The organism is Maribacter sp. ACAM166, assembly GCF_005771495.1.
Lineage (GTDB): Bacteria > Bacteroidota > Bacteroidia > Flavobacteriales > Flavobacteriaceae > Maribacter.
Window position 1 is genome coordinate 61724 of record NZ_VAUW01000016.1, and the last position, 22371, is coordinate 84094.

Below are 22371 nucleotides of genomic sequence, written 5' to 3' on the forward strand. Positions count from 1 at the left end.
AAGCAATTTTTCTACGGATGTTACATCAAGTACAGATTAAAGAATACAAGACCCTAAGCGGTGCGACTCAGGATATTCAATTGTCCTATCAGCTTTTCGGGAAGAAATTACATACGGCGCCCATCATTTTGGTGAACCATGCCCTAACGGGTAATTCGAATGTAACGGGAGAAGATGGATGGTGGTCGGCACTTATCGGAGATAAAAAATGTGTTGACACTCAGAAATATACCATTTTAGCATTCAATATTCCGGGAAATGGTCATGATAAATTCATTATAGAGAACTATAAGGATTTTGTTGCTGGCGATGTCGCCCGATTATTTTTATTGGGTCTAGAGCAATTGAATGTTGAACGGTTGTTCGTAATTATTGGTGGTTCGTTAGGTGGAGGAATAGCTTGGGAGATGGCGGCTGTTAAGCCAAACCTAACCGAGCATTTGATACCTGTAGCATCTGATTGGAAATCTACCGATTGGCTAATTGCCAACTGTCAGATACAAGAGCAGTTTTTGGTAAATTCGAAGCAACCTGTACACGATGCCCGTATGCATGCCATGTTGTGCTACCGTACACCGGCCTCGTTCAAAGAGCGTTTTAAAAGAAGCACCAATGAAGAGTTAAAGGTCTTTAATGTAGAGAGTTGGTTAATGCATCACGGGGATAAGCTTCAGGAACGTTTTCAGTTATCGGCTTATAAATTGATGAACCAGTTATTAAAGACAATTGATATAACGAGAAGCGGAGAGCAGAATTTCATCAATCTTCAGAATAGTGAAACCAATATCCATATTGTTGGTGTGGATTCTGATATGTTCTTTACTGCACAAGAAAACAAGGATACTTTTAAGCAATTGGCACAGGCCAAAAGCAATGTTACGTATGGCGAGGTTCAATCGTTACATGGCCATGATGCCTTTTTGATTGAGTTCACCCAAATGGAAAAATTGCTGACGGGTATTTTCAATACTAATGGCAGTATCAAGAAAATTAAAATCTTGAAATTTGGTGGTAAGTCTTTAAGCAATGGCGAAGGACTTGAACGTGTATTGGATATTGTCAAGAGGAAGGTAACTAATGATGAAAATATAGCCATAGTGTTATCCGCTAGAGAAAAAGCTACGGATCAGTTAGAGACTATTCTAGAGAAAGCTGCGAAAGGCAAAGAGTATAAGAAGGATTTTGAAGCGCTAGAAAAATACCAAAAGCATACCTATACCAATGTGAATTTATCGGCTGAGTTCAAAGGCTTGGCGAAGTTATATGAAGGTGTTTCGTTGTTAGGGGATTATAGTGCTAAAATCAAAGATGAGGTTTTAGCTTATGGGGAGCTAATTTCTGCGAAATTAGTAACCAAATTATTAATTGGAAAAGGCATAAAAGCCAAACTAGTTGATACGCGTGAACTTATCAAAACTGATAATATATTTGGAGATGCCAAAGTGTTGGAGGCTGAATCGAAAGAACGTGTACTATTGAAATTTTCTGAGATACCAAAGGATACGGTTGCTGTTGTTACCGGATTTATTTCCTCTACACTAGATGGTGAAACGACCACCTTAGGAAGAAATGGAAGTAACTATTCTGCTGCCTTACTGGCGAATTTTTTAGACGCAGAAGAATTACAGAACTATACCCATGTAGATGGTATTTATACGGCAAATCCTGATTATGTGCTAGAAGCGAAACGGTTGTCTAACCTATCGTATGCCGAGGCAAATGAACTAGCTAATTTTGGCACGACCATTTTACACGCCAAGACCATTATTCCGCTTATAGAAAAGAATATTCCATTGCGTATTTTAAATACGTATAATGATGATAATGAAGGTACGTTAATCAGTGCCAAGACCAGTAAGGAAGGTATAAAATCACTTTCGGTGATAGAGGATGTGGCCATGATCAATATTGAAGGTCGCGGGTTGTTAGGTAAGGTTGGTGTCGATGCACGTATTTTTAAAGCATTGGAATCGAGTAATATTAGTGTAAGCATTGTATCTCAAGGTTCTTCGGAAAGAGGTATTGGCTTAGTAGTGAAAAAAGATAAGGCCAAAAGAGCCAAGATTGCTTTGGAGAATGAATTTAGTACAGATTTTGAGTCTAAAGATGTCAATATGATAACAGTGATAGATGATGTATCCATCATATCAATTGTTGGTCAGGATTTAAGTACGTTTCATAAGCCGTTCAATGCGCTGATAAAAAATCAAATCGTTCCCTTATTATTCAACAATACCGTATCTGGTAAGAATGTAAGTTTGGTGGTTAAAAAAACCGATTTGCACAAGGCTGTAAATGTAATTCACGGCCAAGTTTTTGGTTTTAGCAAAAAAATTAATATCGTTATTTTTGGACATGGAAATGTCGGTGGTACGTTGATAGACCAAATATTAAAATCAGCCAAGACCATTAAGGAGCGAAAAAGTCTCGATTTGCGTGTTTTTGGAATCGCCAATTCTAAAAAAATAATACTCAATGAAAAGGGTATAACTGAAAATTGGAAAACTAGTTTAAAACAAAAGGGTAAGTTATATAAAATTCAAGATGTCTTTGATTTTACAAAGCGTCATCATTTGGAAAATCTTATTGTTATAGATAATACGGCAAGTAGTGATTTTGTTGCTAATTATTTTGATTTTGTAGAACATGGCTTTGATTTGGTATCATCCAATAAAATAGCAAATACGTTGCGGTATGATTTTTATCAATTGTTACGCGAAGAATTGAAGAAGAACCAAAAGCAATACCTGTATGAAACGAATGTTGGTGCTGGTCTTCCTTTAATCGATACGATAAAGTTGTTGCATTTATCCGGAGAAAATATCACGAGAATCAAAGGGGTGTTTTCAGGGTCGTTAAGTTATATTTTCAATACGTTTTCTGAAGTTGATATGCCTTTTTCAACGATATTGAAAGATGCCATGAGACAGGGTTTTACAGAACCTGATCCCAGGGAAGACTTGTCAGGAAACGATGTGGGCCGTAAATTATTAATTTTGGCCCGTGAACTCGATTTGCATAACGAGTTTTCGGATATTCATATAGATAATCTAATACCAAAAAAGCTTCAAGATGGGAAAGTGGATTTCTTCATGGAGCATTTAGAGGTTCTAGATGCGAAATTCAATGAGATTAAAAAAAGTCAAAAGCCAAACCATGTTCTTCGCTATGTGGGTGATTTGCATGGAAACCTTCAAAAGGAAAAAGGGGTGTTAGATGTGAAATTAGTATCTGTGCCAAAAGAAAGTGCTTTGGGGCAAGTAAAAGGTTCAGATTCTATCATAGAAATTTATACTGAATCGTATGGTGAAAATCCACTTGTAATTCAAGGAGCAGGAGCGGGTGCAGCAGTTACGGCAAGAGGTGTTTTTGGTGATATACTCAGGATTGCAGATAAAGGCTAACTTCGGCAACGCTCAGTGACCTATAAATAGTTGGCTACACATTGTCGCAATTAAGAATGAATTAATAGCATGAAAGAAAACAGCAATAAGTTTGAAACTAACGCAATACGTACACAACTTAAACGTAGTGAGAATCTGGAGCATTCCGTTCCTTTGTATTTGACCTCTAGTTTTGTATTTGAGGATGCAGAAGATATGCGGGCTTCTTTTGCGGAAGAAAAGGAACGGAATATTTATTCAAGATATTCCAATCCGAATTCATCTGAATTTATAGAAAAGGTATGTCAAATGGAAGGTGCCGAAAGCGGTTTTGCATTTGCATCAGGTATGTCAGCAGTTTTTTCAACGTTGGCAGCGCTGCTAAATAGCGGTGATCATGTCTTGTCGGCAAGAAGTATATTCGGTTCCACGCATTCGTTGTTTACTAATTTCTTTCCAAAATGGAATATTGACCACACGTATTTTAAGATTGACGAATTGGAGCATATCGAAAATCTGATTACTCCAAAAACAAAAATAATCTATGCAGAAACACCTACGAATCCTGGTGTTGATGTATTGGATTTGGAAGAATTGGGGAAAATTGCAAAAAGGAACAATCTTATTTTGGTCATTGATAATTGCTTTGCCTCTCCCTATTTGCAACAACCTATAAAATTCGGTGCCGATTTGGTCATACATTCCGGTACTAAATTGATGGATGGCCAGGGCAGGGTACTCGCTGGCATTACTGTTGGAAGCGGTGAATTGATGGATAAAGTGTATCGTTTTTCACGTATAACTGGTCCGGCGTTGTCACCATTCAATGCATGGGTGCTTTCAAAAAGTTTGGAAACATTAGCGGTACGGGTAGACAGGCATTGTGAAAATGCGCTTAAATTGGCAGAATACCTTGAAGGAAACGATAAAGTCAATTGGGTTAAATATCCATTCTTGAAATCGCATCCTAAATATGAGATTGCCATAAAGCAAATGAAGGCTGGTGGTTGCGTAGTCGCATTCGAGGTAAAAGGGGGCTTAGATGCTGGTAGGTCATTTTTCGACTCCATTAAATTATTATCACTTTCCGCCAACTTAGGTGATTCAAGAACAATAGTTACGCATCCGGCATCAACTACGCATAGTAAATTAAGTGTTGAAGAACGTGCGGCGGTAGGTATTTCAGATGGTTCGGTTCGTATATCTGTCGGTTTGGAGCATATAGATGATATTATTGCCGATATTGAGCAGGCATTGGGTTAAACCCAGTTTTAACCATTAAAAAAGCCCGGTATTCACCGGGCTTTTTTGTGTTAAATACGTAAAAAAATCACCTAGTTAAGGTCATATTGTACGTAGCACTAACGCTAGTGGTTGCTCCAAATATATCTAGAGTCTCATCTAATGTATAGCGGAGTGATATTTTAGAATCAGTAAGATCTGTTATCGCAAAGCCCACTTCTTCTTCACCAGTTCCAAAATATAGGATACTTCCACCTAATCTCCACTCATCTGATTCAAAGAAGTCTTCACCTTCTTCTTCCTCTGTTGATGTTTCTCCTAGTATTGTGGTCGTTAATACAGTGGTGTATGAGCCTTCGCTAGTAACAATTTGTGGTTCTTCTGAGAATGTGACAACCGTGTCAAAATCTTTTCCCATTGCATTAAAAGTGGCTGGGATAGAGGTTCCATCAAAGTTAGTATCAGATTTGCCATCGGTTGCTTCCAATGCGGTTAGATTCCATGCGCCTATAATGGAAACTTCACTTACACCAGATACACCGTCTTCATCTTTTGAACACGAAGAGAATACTAAGGTACATACGGCAATTACAGATAATAAGACATATTTTTTCATGAATTGTTTTTTCCGGTTGAATGTAGTAACGATAAAATTGATGGCTAAAGTATATTAGCGATATTTTTATATTTGGCTATCTTAGCATCATGCTCTCCAAAAAGACAAAATATGGGTTAAAGGCCCTTGCCTATTTAGCCTCACAGCCCGATAGAAAACCTGTTCAGATTTCAGAAATAGCTGAGAAGCAGAATATATCCCAAAAATTTTTGGAAAGTATTCTACTGAGTCTTCGAAAAACAGGTTTTTTAGGTTCCAAGAAAGGCAAAGGTGGCGGTTACTATTTATTAAAGATACCAGAAGAGATCTCGATGACCGATGTGATGCGAGTTTTGGAAGGTCCTATTTCTATGGTGCCTTGTGTAAGTTTAAACTTTTATGAAAGTTGTGATGATTGCCCTGATGAACATGCATGTTCTGTTCATAAACTAATGCTTCAAGTGCGTGATAGTGCTTTAGATGTATATAAAAATAATACACTAAAGGATATTATCTCTTAAATTATACCGTTTTAGTATATCCTTTTTATGCAATTGTCTTTGATACTGCGAAATATCAAATATTTATAGCTCTTTATTAATAATCTACTAAATCTATAGGGTAATTAGACTTATTGAAGAGTTAGTGAGGCCTATGTTAAAAATATACGCTATTTTTGAAAACCCTATTAAATTAGTAGGGTAATAAAAATTGGATTAAGAGATGATTGCAGATCAACTTATTTTTAATAAAAAAGAGACCAAAACAACGTATCAGGATGATAAGACATCTGAAAAACCTTTACGTAGTATCGCCAAGGCATTTAGCTGGAGGGTGATAGGTACTTTAGATACGTTGATTATATCGTACATACTAACAGGTGAAATTTCGGTAGCTGCCTCAATTGCCTCAATAGATTTTGTAACGAAAATGGTGTTATACTTTTTTCACGAGCGCTTTTGGAATTTAATTAATTGGGGTAAATAAAAGAGAGAAGGTATTATGGCACTAACAGAGGTACAAGTTCAAAAATTGAATGTTCAGTTTAAGGGTATTCCACCGGAAGAAATAGTTTCATGGGCAGTGAAACATGGTCATGCCCCAGTAGTGACTACTAATTTTAGGCCTTATGAAGTGGCTATTTTGCATGCGGTATCTGAGGTGCGTAGTGATATTCCTGTAGTTTGGTGCGATACTGGGTATAATACTTCTAACACCTATAAGCACGCTGAAGAATTGACAACGAAATTAAACTTGAATATTCAATTGTATGTTCCCAAACAAACAACGGCACATAGAGATGCTGTTATGGGAATTCCGCAAATTGATGATCCCCGACATGGGGAGTTTACTGAGCAAGTGAAACTAGAACCTTTTAAAAGGGCGATGTTAGATTTTAAACCAGATGTATGGTTTACAAATCTTAGAAAAGGACAAACTGCCTTACGTGATAGTTTAGATATTTTAAGCTTAAGTAAAGCCGGTGTTCTAAAGGTGAGTCCTTTTTACCATTGGAACGATACGCAGTTAGATACCTATTTAAAAAAATATAAACTTCCCAATGAGCATAACTATTTTGACCCGACAAAGGTGTTGGAGAATAGAGAATGTGGATTACATAGTTAATAAAGGGACGGAAAAGAATACATATAATTTATCTAAGAAAAAGCATAATGAGTAATACAAGTATAGAATTAGAATTAAAACCTCAGCTTGAACTTTTAAGAGATACGGCACATATTAATGCCCTAGAGAATGAAGCTATTTATATTATAAGGGAGGTTGCTGCTCAATTTGAGAAGCCAGTTCTTTTATTTTCTGGAGGTAAAGATTCTATCACATTGGTTCGTTTGGCACAAAAAGCTTTTTGGCCTTCAAAAATACCCTTCCCGTTAATGCATATTGATACAGGGCATAATTTTCCTGAAACGGTAGAATTTAGAGATCGATTGGTAAAAGAATTGGGCTTAGAGCTCATCGTACGAAATGTACAGGATTCTATAGACCAAGGAAAAGTAAAAGAAGAGTCGGGCAGGTATTCTAGTAGAAATAGTCTACAGACCACGACCTTATTAGATGCTATCGAGGAATTTAAGTTCGATGCCTGTATTGGAGGAGCACGCAGAGATGAGGAGAAAGCACGGGCTAAGGAACGTATATTTTCAGTTCGTGATGATTTCGGACAATGGGATGAGCGTAATCAGCGTCCGGAGTTGTTTGATATGTTGAACGGTCAAATAGAATTAGGTCAGAATGTACGTGTATTCCCAATATCTAACTGGACAGAATTAGATGTATGGTCGTATATCAAAGAAGAAGAAATTGAAATTCCGTCTATCTACTTTGCGCACAAGCGTAAAACCTTCTTAAGGGATGGTATGATTTGGTCTGCGGAAGATGAAATCGTTTTTAGGGAAGAAGATGAGGTAGTAGAAGAGCGATTGGTGCGTTTCCGTACCGTAGGTGATATGTCTTGCACGGCGGCTGTATTATCTGATGCTGTAAGTATCGACAAAGTGGTAGAAGAAATTAGGGATTCCACTATTTCGGAACGAGGTGCACGTATCGATGATAAACGGTCTGAGGCTGCTATGGAAAAAAGAAAACAACAAGGATATTTTTGAAATTTTCAATTGAGAATTTAGCTCTTAGCTTCTGGCTATTGAGCGATAAAATGAAATAATAATAAAAGCCAACAGCAAATAGCTAAAGGCTAACAGCTTAAGAATGGAAGTACTAAAAATAGCAACAGCAGGAAGTGTAGATGATGGTAAGAGTACCTTAATCGGTAGAATTTTGTATGATACAAAATCTCTGACAAGTGATAAGTTAGAAGCCATTGAAAAGACCAGTAAGCAGAAAGGGTATGATTATTTAGATTTCTCTTTGGCGACAGATGGTCTTGTAGCAGAACGTGAGCAGGGTATAACAATAGACGTTGCCCATATCTATTTTTCAACGGCAAAGAAAAGTTACATCATTGCAGACACGCCTGGCCACGTAGAGTATACACGTAATATGGTTACAGGTGCATCTACTTCACAAGCGGCCATTATTTTAATTGATGCACGAAAAGGAGTTATCGAGCAGACCAATAGACATTTTTTTATCAACAATTTGTTACGCATCAAAGATGTTGTCGTAGCAATCAATAAAATGGACTTGGTAGATTATTCTGAAGAAAAGTATAATGCCATTAAAGCCGATTTTGAACAATTGATGGCTAAGCGTGATTATCAAGATCAAAAAATAACGTTTATCCCTGTCAGTGCATTAAAGGGTGATAATGTGGTAAATAAATCTAATAAGACACCTTGGTACATAGGTCAAACACTTTTAGAACACTTTGAGTCTTTAGATAGAAAAGACATTTTTAATGTGGGTACACCACGTTTTCCAGTGCAGTATGTGATTCGTCCAAAAACGGATGAGCATCATGATTTTAGAGGATTTGCTGGTAAAGTTTATGGAGGTGAATTAAGTGTGGGTGATGAGGTAGTTGCACTTCCGTCACAAACACGATCTAAAATAAAAGAAATTTATTTCCATGACAAGAAATATAAAACAGCTTCAAGAAGGTCATCGGTTACCATAACCTTAGAAGATGAAATTAATCTAAGTCGTGGTGACATGTTAGTGAAAGTTGATGACTTACCTACTGTAGATAAGCAATTTACCGCTACTATCTCTTGGATGGATTCATTGCCTTTGGCAGTAGGAAATAAATATATTGTTCAACATGGTGTCAATAAAGTGTTGGCTAAAGTTGAGCAAGTTCATCATAAGATTGCGCCAGATTATTCAGGTATCGATGCAGAAACCGAATCATTGGGTATGAATGATATTGCTAAGGTAAGTTTCCGTTTGAACAAACCAATTTTCTATGATCAATTCAAAAATCATAGAACAAATGGTTCGTTTATAATAATTGATACCAAATCAAATAGTACGGTAGGGGCAGGCTTCATAAGCTAATACAAGCATTAACCGATATAGGAAGAAGTTTTTTTACTTTTATAACCTATAAAGTCCATAGGAAATATAGATAATAAACTTAGTGCGGATTACGCAGTACTAAATACGAGAAAAGGAATGCAGAGTTTTAGAACAGAAATAGAAAATCAAGTAGTTGCAAAGGATATTTTAGAATTGGAACGCAAGATTCATGAGTTCCATGGTGGTAAATTAGATGAAGAGAAGTTTAGAAGTCTTCGTTTGGCACGTGGTGTCTATGGCCAACGTCAAGAAGGAGTTCAAATGATCCGTATAAAATTGCCTTATGGTAAAGTAACTTCTAAGCAATTGCTGCGTATTTGTGATGTATCCGATGAATATTCTACAGGTAGATTGCATATTACGACACGTCAAGATATTCAAATTCATTATGTGGATTTGAATAGGACTCCTGAGCTATGGTCGCAATTGGAAAAGGATGATATTACACTAAGGGAAGCTTGTGGAAATACAGTACGTAATGTGACAGCTAGTGAAACAGCAGGTGTTGATGTGGATGAGCCTTTTGATGTATCACCCTATGCACATGCCCTATTTCAGTACTTTCTTAGAAATCCTGTTAGCCAAGAAATGGGCCGTAAGTTCAAGGTTTCGTTTTCTGCAAGTGATGCCGATACCGGACTTTCATACATGCATGATTTAGGATTTATTGCAAAACTTCAGAATGGAGAACCTGGTTTTAAGGTCATGTTGGGTGGTGGTTTAGGCTCACAACCTAGACATGCAGATGAATTGTATAGTTTCTTGCCAGCGGACCAAATTATTCCTTTAATGGAAACCGTGGTACGCGTTTTTGACCGGTATGGTGAGCGTAAGAGTAGAGCAAAGGCCAGAATGAAATTCTTATTGAAGGATTTAGGTTTAGACGGATTTAAAGAATTATTGGCTGCTGAAAAAACGGCGGTACCTTTTGATTCTTTTCCGATTGATGCTGATGGGTATCCAAAAATAAAAGTAGCTGCTCTAGAAGTACCGAGTGTAGAAATAGCTGATGCAAAAGAATTTGAACAGTGGAAATCTACCAATGTAATAAAGCAAAAACAACCAGGTTTTATAGCTATTGGTATCAAGGTGTTATTAGGAGATTTTTATACGGATAAAGCTCGTTTATTGGCAGGTTTGGTTCAGAAATATGCAGCTGGTGAGATTCGATTATCGTTACGTCAAAATATTCTGATTCCATTCGTAAAAAAAGCGCATATAGAATTTTTCTATACTGAATTGAAAAAATTAGGGTTTACGGATGCGGGTTATAACAAAGCAGTAGACATAACAGCTTGCCCTGGTACAGATACTTGTAACCTAGGTATTACTAGTAGTACAGGTATTGCAGAAGAATTGGAGCGTGTCATAAAAACAGAATTCCCGGACTACATTAATAATGAAGATGTAGTGATAAAAATTAGCGGATGTATGAATGCCTGTGGTCAACACAACATGGCCAATATCGGTTTTCAAGGAATGTCTGTACGTACGAAAGATAAATTAGTGGCACCTGCATTACAGGTATTGTTAGGTGGAAGCAATGATGGGAACGGTCAAGGGAGATTTGCAGATAAGGTAGTGAAAGTGCCTAGTAAAAGAGGACCGGAAGCCTTGCGTTTAATTTTGAATGATTTTGATGCTAATGGTGGCGAATTATCTTTCCCTGATTATTATGCAGAAAAAGGACAAATGTATTTTTATGAATTTCTAACGCCGTTATCATCAGTAGATGATTTAAGCGCAGAAGATTTTATTGACTGGGGTAATACAGAACGTTATGAAAAAGCAATTGGAGTTGGTGAATGTGCCGGAGTTGTCATTGATTTGATTGCAACCCTACTTTTTGAAAGTGAGGAAAAAATTCAGAATGCGCAAGATATGTTAGACGCAGAAAAATGGTCGGCCAGTATTTATCATGCTTATTCATCGATGGTGAACTCTGCTAAGGCGATGTTGACATCAGAAAATACCAAGGTGAATACGCATGTAAGTATTATAAAAGATTTTGACGAGAAGTTCGTTGCCGATGGTAGAATATCTGTTGATGGCGGATTTGAAAAAATGGTGCTTCAATTGAACCAAAATGAACCTTCAAAAACTTTTGCAGAGTCATATATAAAGAATGCTAAATTATTTTTAGAAACCGTTGCGAAATTCCGACAGCAAGAATTGGCAGAAGTATAGGCAATGGCAGAAACAAATCTAAATCATATTAAACAGCCTAGGTTGACCGTAGTAGGGGCAGGACCTGGGGATATAGAACTCATCACTTTAAAAGCAATCAAGGCTTTGGAGAATGCAGATGTAGTATTGTATGATGCCTTGGTGAACGAAGAACTATTGGCATACGCGAAGAATGCCGAGTTGATATTCGTAGGCAAGCGTAAGGGTTGTTATGCATACCAACAAGAGCAAATCAATGAGCTTATTGTAAGTAGAGCAAAATCTCAAGGACATGTGGTACGATTAAAAGGAGGTGATCCTTTCGTTTTCGGCCGTGGATCTGAAGAAATGGAGTATGCAGCGACCTTCGGGTTAGACGTTAATATGGTGCCAGGTATTTCATCAAGTTTAAGTGTCCCTGCGTATCAAAATATACCAGTAACTAAAAGAGGCGCGGCAGAAAGTTTTTGGGTAATTACCGGAACCACAAAAGAACACAAATTGTCTGCAGATGTAGCACTGGCTGCTAAAAGTAGTGCAACTGTGGTAATTTTAATGGGGATGTCCAAGCTCCCCCAAATCGTAGAATTATTTAAAAGTGAAGGCAAGTCTGAAACACCAATTGCTATCATTCAAAATGGTACCCGAGATAATGAAAAATTGGGTATTGGAACCATTGAAACAATTGTACAGGTGGTTGAGAAAAATAAACTATCAAATCCCGCTATTATTATAATTGGGGAAGTCGTGAAGCATAGAGAGTCATTGATTAAAGCAAAAAATACCTATGCTAAGAATACTGTTGTTCGACCTATACTAGACGGCATATTAGATTGGTAAATGCACACAGTACGAAGTGATGAGTAATCAGTGATAGGTGAAATGTTAAATTAACAGGAATGAAAAGGTAGCGTCTATTGAGGTACAAACTTGGTGCTAACCACTTAAGACTAAAGAAAAAGGGAAGTATGATTAAAACAGATATGCTCATAATAGGGGCGGGACCAACCGGATTATTTACGGTATTTGAAGCGGGATTATTGAAATTGAAAACGCATTTAATTGACGCACTCGCACAACCAGGTGGTCAATGTTCAGAGATATATCCTAAAAAACCAATTTATGATATTCCGGCATTTACAGAAATTTTGGCTGGTGACTTGGTGCGCAATTTAATGGAGCAAATAAAGCCTTTTGAGCCTGGTTTTACGTTAGGTGAAAGAGCCGAGACGCTAGATAAATTAGAGGATGGTTCATTTGTGGTAACTACAAACAAAGGAACGAAGCATAATGCACCAGTCGTCGTAATTGCAGGTGGCTTAGGTTCTTTTGAGCCTAGAAAACCACCAATTTCCAACATTGTAAATTTCGAGGATACTGGAGTTTCTTATATGATTAAGGACCCTGAGTTGTATCGAGATAAAAAAATTGTTATTGCTGGTGGAGGAGATTCTGCCTTGGATTGGGCAATTTTTCTAACGGATGTTGCCTCTGAAGTAACCTTGGTTCACAGAAGAGATGAGTTTAGAGGTGCTTTGGATTCCGTTAAAAAGGCAGCTGAACTAGCTAAATTGGGTAAAATTATGTTGGTTACAAAAGCTGAGGTTAAAGAGTTGTATGGTACGAACCATCTTGAAGCGGTAATTCTTAAACATACAGATAAAGATAAAGAAGATACGTATTTAGAAGTAGATCATTTTATTCCACTATTTGGACTTTCGCCTAAATTAGGACCGATAGGTGGCTGGGGACTGGAAATAGAGAAAAATGCAATTAAGGTCAATAATGCAAAAGACTACCAGACCAATATACCTGGGGTTTATGCGATTGGTGACGTAAATACCTACGAAGGAAAGTTAAAATTGATTTTATCAGGTTTTCATGAGGCTGCAGTGATGTGTCAGTTTGCATACCAACAAATCAATCCGGGAAAAAGATATGTTATGAAATATACTACCGTAGGTGGTGTAGAAGGATTTGATGGTTCTAAAAAAGAAGCCAAAAAAGAAGTAGTACAACGTATTTTATAAGGTAAATATACGATGAGTAAAACCTCTGAATACTTCAACGTTTCAGAGGTTTTTTATGATAATTTCTCAAAATTTAGTAGGCTAAAAAGTCTGTTGAAGTTTTGGATTTGAACCTGTAGTAGCGTTACTTTGCAATTCGTTCATAAATAGATTGAAACGTTATCAAGAAAGGCGGAGGGACTAGACCCGGTGAAACCTTGGCAACCCTTTCCTATTTGGACAAGAAGGTGCTACATTCTATCTTTTCCTGCTTCGAAACTTCGGGGGTTACAGGACGTGTCTTTTGTAATGACACGATAAAGACAGATAACTTAAGAAGGTGCACTCTCCCATCCTTTCCTTGCTTCGTATTAATTTTTATTGGACGTAGAACCTTTTACAGCATATAATGAAGGATATAAAGGAAATTTTAAAAGAGCGAATTTTAATATTGGATGGTGCAATGGGCACCATGTTACAGCGATATAAATTTCAAGAAGCCGATTTTAGGGGCGAACGCTTTAAAGACTGGAAACACCCACTTCAAGGAAACAATGACTTATTGTCCTTAACACAACCCGAAGCAATAGCAGCAATTCATCGTAAATATTTTGCTGCAGGAGCTGATATTGTCGAAACTAATACCTTCTCTAGTACTACTATTGCCATGGCAGATTATTACATGGAAGATTTGGTATATGAACTCAACTATGAATCGGCTCGTATCGCTAAAATGGTTGCCGATGAATTCACTAAAAAAGAACCAAATAAACCACGTTTTGTTGCAGGGAGTATTGGTCCTACTAATAAAACTGCAAGTATGTCGCCAGATGTAAATGATCCTGGCTATCGAGCAATTTCTTTTGATGAATTGAGAATTGCTTATAAGTTACAGGTTGAAGCATTGTTAGATGGCGGGTCTGATTTGTTGCTCGTAGAAACTATATTCGATACCTTAAATGCAAAAGCTGCATTATTCGCTATTGAAGAAGTAAAAGAAGAACGAAATATTGATGTTCCCATAATGGTAAGTGGCACAATTACAGATGCATCGGGTAGAACATTATCTGGGCAAACAGCAGAAGCATTTTTGATTTCAATTTCCCATATTCCGATATTATCTGTAGGTTTTAATTGCGCCTTAGGTGCTAGTCAATTGGTGCCTCATTTAGAGGTTTTGGCAACGAAAAGTGAACATGCAGTATCTGCACACCCCAATGCCGGTTTACCAAATGCTTTTGGAGAATATGATGAATCACCGGATCAGATGGCGGAACAAATTAGGGAATATGTAGAGAAAGGTTTGATAAATATCGTAGGTGGGTGTTGTGGTACAACACCTGAACATATTACAGCAATCGCGAAGTTGGTTGAAAATTTTGCTCCGCGTCAATTTTAGTTGGTAGTTGTTGGTAGTTGGTTGTTTGAAAAATAATAATAGTATGAAAGTTTACACTGAATTGGATGTTTGGAAGGAATCAAGAATTCTCGTAGGTAGTGTATACAAATTAACAAGGTCGTTCCCCAAAGAAGAACTTTATGGCTTAACCAATCAACTTAGACGTTGCGCTGTTTCTATCCCTTCGAATATAGCAGAAGGTTGTGGAAGAAGAACAGCAGCAGATACGATACAGTTTTTACATATCTCAAGAGGTTCATTGTATGAATTGGAAACCCAATTATTTATAGCTCTTGATTTAAATTATATAAGTCAAGAAGATTTTAACAATCTAAACAATAGAGTTATTAGTTGTAAGAAGTTGATAAACGGATTTATCAATTATTTTAAAAGTAATAGAAAATAGATGAGTGATATTTCTGATATACCAACAACCAACAACCAACAATCAACAACCAAATATCTTAGGTTAAGCGGTCTTGAACCTTTAATTGTAACGCCAGAAACCAATTTCATCAATGTAGGTGAGCGTACCAATGTTGCTGGTTCTAAAATGTTTCTTCGATTGATTAAAGAAGAAAAGTTTGAAGAAGCCTTAGTTGTAGCAAGGGAGCAAGTAGAGAATGGCGCACAGGTTATCGACATTAATATGGACGATGGCTTGATTGACGGTAAACAAGCTATGGTCAAGTTTTTGAACCTTGTCATTGCCGAGCCCGATATTTCTCGAGTACCTATCATGATCGATAGTTCTAAATGGGAAATCATAGAGGCAGGTTTACAAGTAGTGCAAGGTAAATGTGTAGTGAATTCTATTAGCTTAAAGGAAGGTGAAGAACAATTCATGCACCAAGCTAAATTGATTAAACGTTATGGTGCTGCTGTAATCGTTATGGCTTTTGATGAAGTAGGCCAAGCCGATAATTATGATCGTCGAATCGAAATTGCTAAGCGTTCGTATAATGTATTGGTTGATAAAGTAGGTTTCGCACCAGAGGATATCATTTTTGACCTTAATATTTTTCCTGTTGCTACGGGCATGGATGAGCATAAGCACAACGCACTAGATTTTATTAAAGCAACCAAATGGGTACGGGAAAATCTACCTTATGCAAGTGTCAGCGGTGGGGTAAGTAATGTTTCTTTTTCTTTTAGGGGAAATAATCCTGTTCGAGAGGCCATGCATTCAGTATTCTTATATCACGCTATTAAAGCGGGGATGAATATGGGTATTGTCAACCCAAGTATGTTGGAGGTATATGATGATATTTCGAAGGGTCTTTTGGACCGTGTAGAGGATGTTATTTTAAATAGACGGGATGATGCAACTGAACGTTTACTTGATTTTGCAGAATCAGTAGTAGGGAAAACAAAAGAAAGTAAAATTGATTTATCATGGCGTGAGGAACCTTTACAAAATAGGATAACTCGTGCCTTGGTGAAAGGTATCGATCAATATATAATTGAAGATATAGAAGAAGCTAGGCAAGCTGCAGATAAGCCAATAGAGGTTATTGAAGGAAATTTGATGACAGGAATGAACGTTGTTGGAGATTTATTCGGAAGTGGAAAAATGTTTCTTCCCCAAGTGGTTAAATCTGCACGGGTAATGAAAAAGGCGGTAGCGTATTTGTTACCGTATATCGAGGAAGAAAAATTATTGAATCCCCAAGCGGGAGACTCCAATAGTGCTGGAAAAATTTTGATGGCAACGGTTAAGGGAGATGTTCATGATATTGGAAAAAATATTGTAGGCGTTGTTTTGGCCTGTAATAATTATGAAATTGTCGATTTAGGGGTGATGGTGCCGCCAGAAAAAATCATTGCTGCTGCCATTGAGCACAATGTAGATATTATTGGTCTAAGCGGATTGATTACGCCTTCTTTAGATGAAATGGTACATATGGCTAAAGAAATGGAGCGTAAGAATTTCAAACTTCCGTTATTGATTGGTGGTGCTACAACAAGCAAGGCGCATACTGCCGTAAAAATTGATACCAAGTATAGTGAGGCGGTAGTTCATGTAAATGATGCATCTAGAGCCGTCACTGTTGTAGGTGACTTACTGAAAAAGGAAACCTCGTCTAGTTATAAAAAGAAAATTAAGGAAGATTATGATGTGTTTAGGGTCAAGTTTTTAAACCGCTCTTCTAGTAAAACCTATAAGACTATTGCAGCGGCGAGGCGCAACAAGTTTAAAATTGATTGGAAAACAACGGTAATAAGCAAACCGAATACTTTGGGTATACAGGTTATTGAAGATTTGGATTTAAATCTCCTAGTGCCTTTTATCGATTGGACTCCGTTTTTTAGAAGCTGGGAATTGCATGGTAAATATCCAGCTATATTAACCGATGATGTCGTAGGGGTTCAGGCTACCGAATTATTTGCTGATGCTCAAGAAATGTTGAAGCAAATCATTTCTAAAAAGCAGTTGAAGGCGAAAGGAATTTTTGGTTTATTTCCTGCGAATACCATCAATGAAGATGATATAGCTCTTCAGCTACACTCATCTGACGAAGATGATGTTGTGGGGTTGCTAAGCAAAGCCGAAGCGAAAGATGAATTTATATTTCGCACCCTACGCCAACAACTACAGAGAAGAGAGGGAGTTGCAGATTTTGCGTTGGCAGATTTCGTTGCGCCTAAAGAAACTGGTAAACAAGATTATATTGGTTGTTTTTGTGTATCAACTGGGTTTGGTACAGCAGAACTAGCTGGGCAATATGAAAAGGATCTGGACGATTACAATTCCATTTTGGTAAAAGCGTTGGCAGATCGTTTGGCCGAAGCATTCGCAGAGTATCTACACAAAGAGGTTCGTATGAAGCATTGGGGTTATGCAGCTAATGAAGACTTGAGCAATGAAGATTTGATTCACGAATCGTATAAAGGAATTCGCCCGGCACCGGGTTATCCTGCTTGTCCGGATCATTTGGAGAAATTGACTATTTGGGATATTTTAAAGGTTAACGAAACCATTGGTGTAGAGCTGACCGATAGTCTTGCGATGTGGCCAGCATCGTCAGTTAGTGGGTATTATTTTGGAAACCCGGAAGCACGCTATTTTGGCTTAGGAAAAATAAAGGAAGACCAAGTGAAGAATTTTGCTGAAAGAAAAGGAATAGCTTTTGAGGAGGCAGAGAAGTGGTTGTCGCCAAATATTGTCGATGCATAATATGCGTTAGGGATTGAAGCGGCATCTTTTTCTATTTTTGTTCATATGATGTAGCGCTCAAGTTGCTTAATAGAAAAAATACAGCTGAAAGCCCGCCCGAACGCCCAACTGGAAGTTGAATAAAATATTAATTAAAAAAGCCTGATTTAGGTTTCCTCTCTTTTGAGAGGGCAGTAGGAGAGGATATGAAAGTAACTGACCATATAACCAACGCCAAAGGAAAAACGCTATTTTCTTTTGAAATAGTGCCACCGGTAAAGGGGAGAAATATACAGGAATTATATAATAATATAGATCCATTGATGGAGTTCAACCCGCCGTTTATTGATGTGACCACATCACGTGAAGAAACGGTATATGTACAAAAAGAAGGACTTTTAGATAGGAAAACAACGCGTATGCGACCTGGTACCGTAGGTATTTGCGCATCTATTAAGCATAAATATAACATTGATACTGTTCCGCATGTAATTTGTGGAGGTTTTACCAAAGAGGAGACGGAATATATGTTGGTCGATTGTCACTACTTAGGGATACAAAATGTGATGGCTTTGCGTGGAGATGCAAGAAGCGAACAAAAATATTTTGAACCTACGGATGGCGGACATCCGTTTGCTATAGATTTAGTAAAACAGATTCAAGACCTTAATGGAGGTAGATACCTACATGAAACGGTAGAGACAGACCATACAGGCGAGTTTTGTATTGGTGTAGCAGGATATCCTGAGAAGCACTTAGAGTCACCTTCCTTACAGTCTGACTTGAAACGATTGAAGGAAAAAGTGGATGCAGGAGCGGATTATGTAGTGACGCAGATGTTTTTTGACAACCAAAAATATTTTGAATTTGTTGAGGCTGCAAAAGATATAGGGATTACAGTTCCGATTATACCGGGTATAAAGCCCATTGCGGTGAAGCGTCATTTACAGTTGTTACCACAGGTTTTTAGAATTGATATTCCACAAGATTTAATTGAAGCTGTAGATAGTTGTAAAAACAATAAAGAGGTTAGAGCAGTTGGTATAGAATGGGCTATTCAGCAATCAAAAGAATTGAAAGAAGCTGGTGTGCCTGTATTACATTATTATTCAATGGGAAAATCTGATAATATTAAGGCTATCGCAAAAGAGCTTTTTTAGTTTATACACAATAATAAGTAAATAGTAGTAGGTCGTTAACGGTAATGTTTAAAAAAGAACTTGTTACTTAATACGCAGTACTAAAGGCTAATATTTATTTTTGCATTTCATGAACTTTAAACTTCTTTTATTCACCCTCTTTTTTAAAACTTTTTGTTTTTCGCAAGAAAGTACAAAAGGTGCGAAATACACCCTAGATGCGAATCAGTTCTACGGGTCAATTATTCTGCACAATCCAGATATTTCACATTTAATAGATGCACACCCTGGTGGCGTAATATTGAGTTATAACCGTAAGACCTATGGCGCTGAATCTTGGGAGGAATTATATAATTATCCAGATTTAGGTTATTCATTTATTTATCAGGATATGAACAATGAGACCTTAGGTAAGAACTATAGTCTTTACGCCCATTACAATTTTTACTTTTTTAAGCGTAACATACAATTGCGGGTAGGCCAAGGTATCGCCTACAACACCAATCCCTATGACAAGGAAACCAACTTTAGAAACAATGCTTATGGGTCTGATTTTTTGAGTTCTACCTATTTAATGTTTAATTACCATAAAGAGAATGTTTTTGAAGGATTGGGTTTTAAAGCCGGTATTTCTATTATCCATTATTCAAATGCCAATTTTAGGGCGCCGAATACGTCAACCAATACAATGGCCTTTAATGCGGGCTTGGTGTATCACCTTGATGGAGGTAAAGAAATGGACTATGAGCATCGAGAAAAAGAAAAGGTAACAGAACCATTGCGATACAATTTCGCGCTAAGAACCGGATTGAATGAAAGTGATGTCATTGATTCGGGCCAATATGGGTTTTTTGTGCTTTCGGCTTATGCCGATAAACGGTTGGGGCGAAAAAGTGCTATTCAATTGGGTACAGATGTATACTTCTCTAATTTCTTAAAAGAATTGATTCGCTATCAAAGCATCGCATTTCCTGAAAATAATGTTTCCACAGATGATGATTATAAGCGGGTAGGGATATTTGTAGGTCACGAACTGTTTATTAATAAAATGTCCATTATTTCTCAATTCGGGTATTACGTATATTATCCTTTTGATTTTGAAGGTAGTATGTTTAATCGCATGGGATTGAAGCGTTATTTTGGAGATAAAGTGTACGGGGCGATAACCTTGAAATCACATGGAGCAAAAGCAGAAGCCGTCGAATTTGGAATTGGGATTAGATTATAAAAAGATGTCAGAGCTAAGAAATAAGTGTAGAACCAAGAACAATTTCCTTAACGGTGGTTTAGGGCTGTTCGTGTCCTATTTTAAAAAAGCTTTGAGCATATCTATTGTATTATTCATTACTTCCTGTGACTCTGAAAATGGTTCGGATTGTTTTCAAGATACTGGGCAAATTGTAAAGGAAGAAGTTGAGGTGCAAGATTTTACTACAATAACTGTTTTTGAAAACGTAACCTTGGTTGTAAAACAAGGCATAACACAAAAAGTTGAAATTGAAACTGGTGAAAATTTAAGGAACGAGGTAGCTGCGGTGGTAGAAGATGGTCGACTGTTGCTCACAGATACGAATGACTGTAATTATGTGAGGGACTACGGTACAACGATAGTGTATGTGACAACGCCAAGTTTGACAGAAATACGAAGTAGTACTGGTTTTCCTATTCGTAGTGATGGCGTTCTAAATTTTGAACGATTAAGCTTGTTGTCCGAAAGTTTTTCAAACCCCAAAGCTGAAACTACAGATGGTGAATTTGACTTAGCGTTGAGTGTAACATCTTTGAGTATTACGGTTAATGGTATTGCCTATTTAAAATTAAAAGGATCTGCGGAAAGTTTAAACGTAAATATTGCAGCAGGAGATTCTAGAATTGAAGCTCAAGAGTTGATAGCTCAGCATGTGAACTTAAATCATAGAGGTTCTAATGATATTCTTATTAATCCGCAGTCAAGGCTGTCTGGTGTTCTTAGAGGTACAGGAGATGTTTTGAGTTATACCAGACCTGCTGAGGTTGACGTTGAAGAGTTGTATAATGGTCGATTGATATTTGTGGAATGAACCCCATACTAACATATCTTAAAAATGTCTTTGCTTCCAAACGAATAGTAGGAGGTGAATTGCATTTAAATGGACATACCAAGGCAGATGCTCTTTTGCAAAACTTATTTCTACAGAATAGAATCCCTGGGCTTGCAATAACGGTATTAAAAGAAGGTGAAACCATTTTTCAAAAAGGATATGGCTTTGCAGATGTACGAGAGAACATACCTATTAACCCACAACAAACGATTTTTAGAATTGCAAGTGTTTCAAAACCTATTGCCGCTACGGCACTAGCATACATGGTAAAAGAGGGCATACTAGATCTGGATGTTTCCTTTTATACGTATGTACCTGATTATCCCAAAAAACGATGGGATTTTACCATTAGGCAATTGGCAGGGCATACTGCGGGAGTCCGAGCTTATAAAGGAAAAGAATACGGCTTAAATGAACCGTATACTATAAGGGATAGTTTAAGGATATTCAAAGAGGATCCTTTGTTATTTGAACCAGGAAAAGGTTATTTGTATACTAGCTTTGGTTGGGTTTTGATTTCTTTGGCAATGGAAGAGGCTAGCGGAATTCCTTTTGAGGAATATGTTCAAGAAAAAGTATTGAATCCGTTAGGGCTGACAAATACCTTTATTCCAAAATATCATCCTGAGCGTAGTCGAAGTAAAGGAGGTAAGGATGTTAATGAGATTTCCACTTTTCATGAACAAGCAAATTTAGCAACCTTTTACACTAAGGTAGCAGCCGGTTTTAGAAAGGCGATTTTAGTCAATAATTTCTATAAATTAGCCGCCGGTGGTTACCTCTCTACATCAGAAGATGTAGCTAAATTGGGGCAGGCATATTTGGATAAAAAAGTAATAGCCGAAGATGTTTTGAAGCAATTCATCACTTCTCAAGAACTAAAAGGAAAACCTACGTATTATGGCTTAGGCTGGCAGGTAAGTAAAGATGCACATGGCAGAAAATTTCACGGGCATGTGGGTAATGGAGTAGGAGGGTATTCGAATTTTTTTGTATATACTGATGAGCAATTGGTAGTTTCAATTTTGATTAATTGTACAGATCCAAAAATACAGCATGAGTTGGATGAAGTAGTGGTGTAGGCTTCCCCATAAGTAGGACAGTTAATAATTCAAATTTACTAACTTTAAATTCAAACTGTCATCATGAAAAGCAGCAAGTTTAGCGAGAGCCAGATTATTAAAGCTCTAAAGGAAAATGAACA

General features: G+C 37.3%; 18 protein-coding genes and 1 riboswitch. Of the genes, 17 read left to right on the forward strand and 1 reads right to left on the reverse strand.

The genetic code is table 11. The features are described 5' to 3' along the window. Positions 1-17: 17 nt before the first annotated feature. Positions 18-3404 (forward strand): bifunctional aspartate kinase/homoserine dehydrogenase I, encoded by a 3387-nt coding sequence (gene thrA, locus ES765_RS12260; protein WP_138114612.1) that lies wholly within the window; start codon positions 18-20, stop codon positions 3402-3404. Positions 3405-3473: 69 nt separating this feature from the next. Beyond that, a complete protein-coding gene (locus ES765_RS12265) occupies positions 3474-4646 on the forward strand; it encodes a trans-sulfuration enzyme family protein (protein WP_138114613.1) in 1173 nt (390 codons plus the stop codon). A 67-nt stretch (positions 4647-4713) separates the two neighbouring features. Here ES765_RS12265 and ES765_RS12270 read toward each other — a convergent pair whose 3' ends face one another. Continuing rightward, positions 4714-5241, reverse strand: a complete 528-nt coding sequence (locus ES765_RS12270) for a hypothetical protein (protein ID WP_138114614.1) — start codon at positions 5239-5241, stop codon at positions 4714-4716. 89 nt (positions 5242-5330) lie between these two features. Here ES765_RS12270 and ES765_RS12275 point away from each other — a divergent pair, with 89 nt between their 5' ends. The 15 genes from ES765_RS12275 to ES765_RS12345 all read left to right on the forward strand — a co-directional run bounded on the left by ES765_RS12275 (position 5331) and on the right by ES765_RS12345 (position 22249). Continuing rightward, on the forward strand, positions 5331-5741 hold the full coding sequence (locus ES765_RS12275) for an RrF2 family transcriptional regulator (RefSeq protein WP_138114615.1): 411 nt from the start codon (positions 5331-5333) through the stop codon (positions 5739-5741). A gap of 202 nt (positions 5742-5943) precedes the next feature. Beyond that, entirely contained in the window at positions 5944-6207 is a 264-nt protein-coding gene (locus ES765_RS12280) for a DUF2061 domain-containing protein (RefSeq protein ID WP_138114616.1), read from the forward strand. A 15-nt stretch (positions 6208-6222) separates the two neighbouring features. Continuing rightward, a complete protein-coding gene (locus tag ES765_RS12285) occupies positions 6223-6846 on the forward strand; it encodes a phosphoadenosine phosphosulfate reductase family protein (protein ID WP_138114617.1) in 624 nt (207 codons plus the stop codon). A 47-nt stretch (positions 6847-6893) separates the two neighbouring features. After that, entirely contained in the window at positions 6894-7844 is a 951-nt protein-coding gene (gene cysD / locus ES765_RS12290; protein ID WP_249356365.1) for a sulfate adenylyltransferase subunit CysD, read from the forward strand. Between the two features lie 103 nt (positions 7845-7947). Further along, the gene (locus ES765_RS12295; protein ID WP_138114618.1) at positions 7948-9195 is read left to right on the forward strand and encodes a sulfate adenylyltransferase subunit 1; all 1248 of its coding nucleotides are present in this window, start codon (positions 7948-7950) and stop codon (positions 9193-9195) included. A gap of 117 nt (positions 9196-9312) precedes the next feature. Further along, complete coding sequence (locus ES765_RS12300; RefSeq protein ID WP_138114619.1) at positions 9313-11403, forward strand: HEPN domain-containing protein; 2091 nt, start codon at positions 9313-9315, stop codon at positions 11401-11403. A gap of 3 nt (positions 11404-11406) precedes the next feature. Next, a complete protein-coding gene (gene cobA / locus ES765_RS12305; RefSeq protein WP_138114620.1) occupies positions 11407-12222 on the forward strand; it encodes a uroporphyrinogen-III C-methyltransferase in 816 nt (271 codons plus the stop codon). Positions 12223-12350: 128 nt separating this feature from the next. Continuing rightward, on the forward strand, positions 12351-13412 hold the full coding sequence (locus ES765_RS12310) for an NAD(P)/FAD-dependent oxidoreductase (RefSeq protein ID WP_138114621.1): 1062 nt from the start codon (positions 12351-12353) through the stop codon (positions 13410-13412). Between the two features lie 156 nt (positions 13413-13568). Next, positions 13569-13690, forward strand: a riboswitch (SAM riboswitch). Positions 13691-13800: 110 nt separating this feature from the next. After that, positions 13801-14790: a homocysteine S-methyltransferase family protein gene (locus ES765_RS12315; RefSeq protein WP_138114622.1), complete on the forward strand. Its 990-nt coding sequence runs from the start codon at positions 13801-13803 to the stop codon at positions 14788-14790. Positions 14791-14833: 43 nt separating this feature from the next. Then, positions 14834-15196: a four helix bundle protein gene (locus ES765_RS12320; RefSeq protein ID WP_138114623.1), complete on the forward strand. Its 363-nt coding sequence runs from the start codon at positions 14834-14836 to the stop codon at positions 15194-15196. Then, positions 15197-17968 carry a methionine synthase gene (metH, locus tag ES765_RS12325; RefSeq protein ID WP_138114624.1) on the forward strand — a complete coding sequence of 924 codons (2772 nt, stop codon included), beginning with the start codon at positions 15197-15199 and terminating at the stop codon, positions 17966-17968. Between the two features lie 185 nt (positions 17969-18153). Then, positions 18154-19107, forward strand: coding sequence for a methylenetetrahydrofolate reductase [NAD(P)H] (gene metF / locus ES765_RS12330; RefSeq protein ID WP_138114625.1), 954 nt, complete (start codon positions 18154-18156; stop codon positions 19105-19107). Between the two features lie 109 nt (positions 19108-19216). Continuing rightward, positions 19217-20314 carry an acyloxyacyl hydrolase gene (locus ES765_RS12335; protein ID WP_138114626.1) on the forward strand — a complete coding sequence of 366 codons (1098 nt, stop codon included), beginning with the start codon at positions 19217-19219 and terminating at the stop codon, positions 20312-20314. Between the two features lie 4 nt (positions 20315-20318). Beyond that, a complete protein-coding gene (locus ES765_RS12340) occupies positions 20319-21146 on the forward strand; it encodes a head GIN domain-containing protein (protein ID WP_138114632.1) in 828 nt (275 codons plus the stop codon). Then, on the forward strand, positions 21143-22249 hold the full coding sequence (locus ES765_RS12345) for a serine hydrolase domain-containing protein (protein ID WP_138114627.1): 1107 nt from the start codon (positions 21143-21145) through the stop codon (positions 22247-22249). The genes ES765_RS12340 and ES765_RS12345 overlap by 4 nt, the downstream gene beginning before the upstream one ends. Positions 22250-22371: the final 122 nt, after the last annotated feature.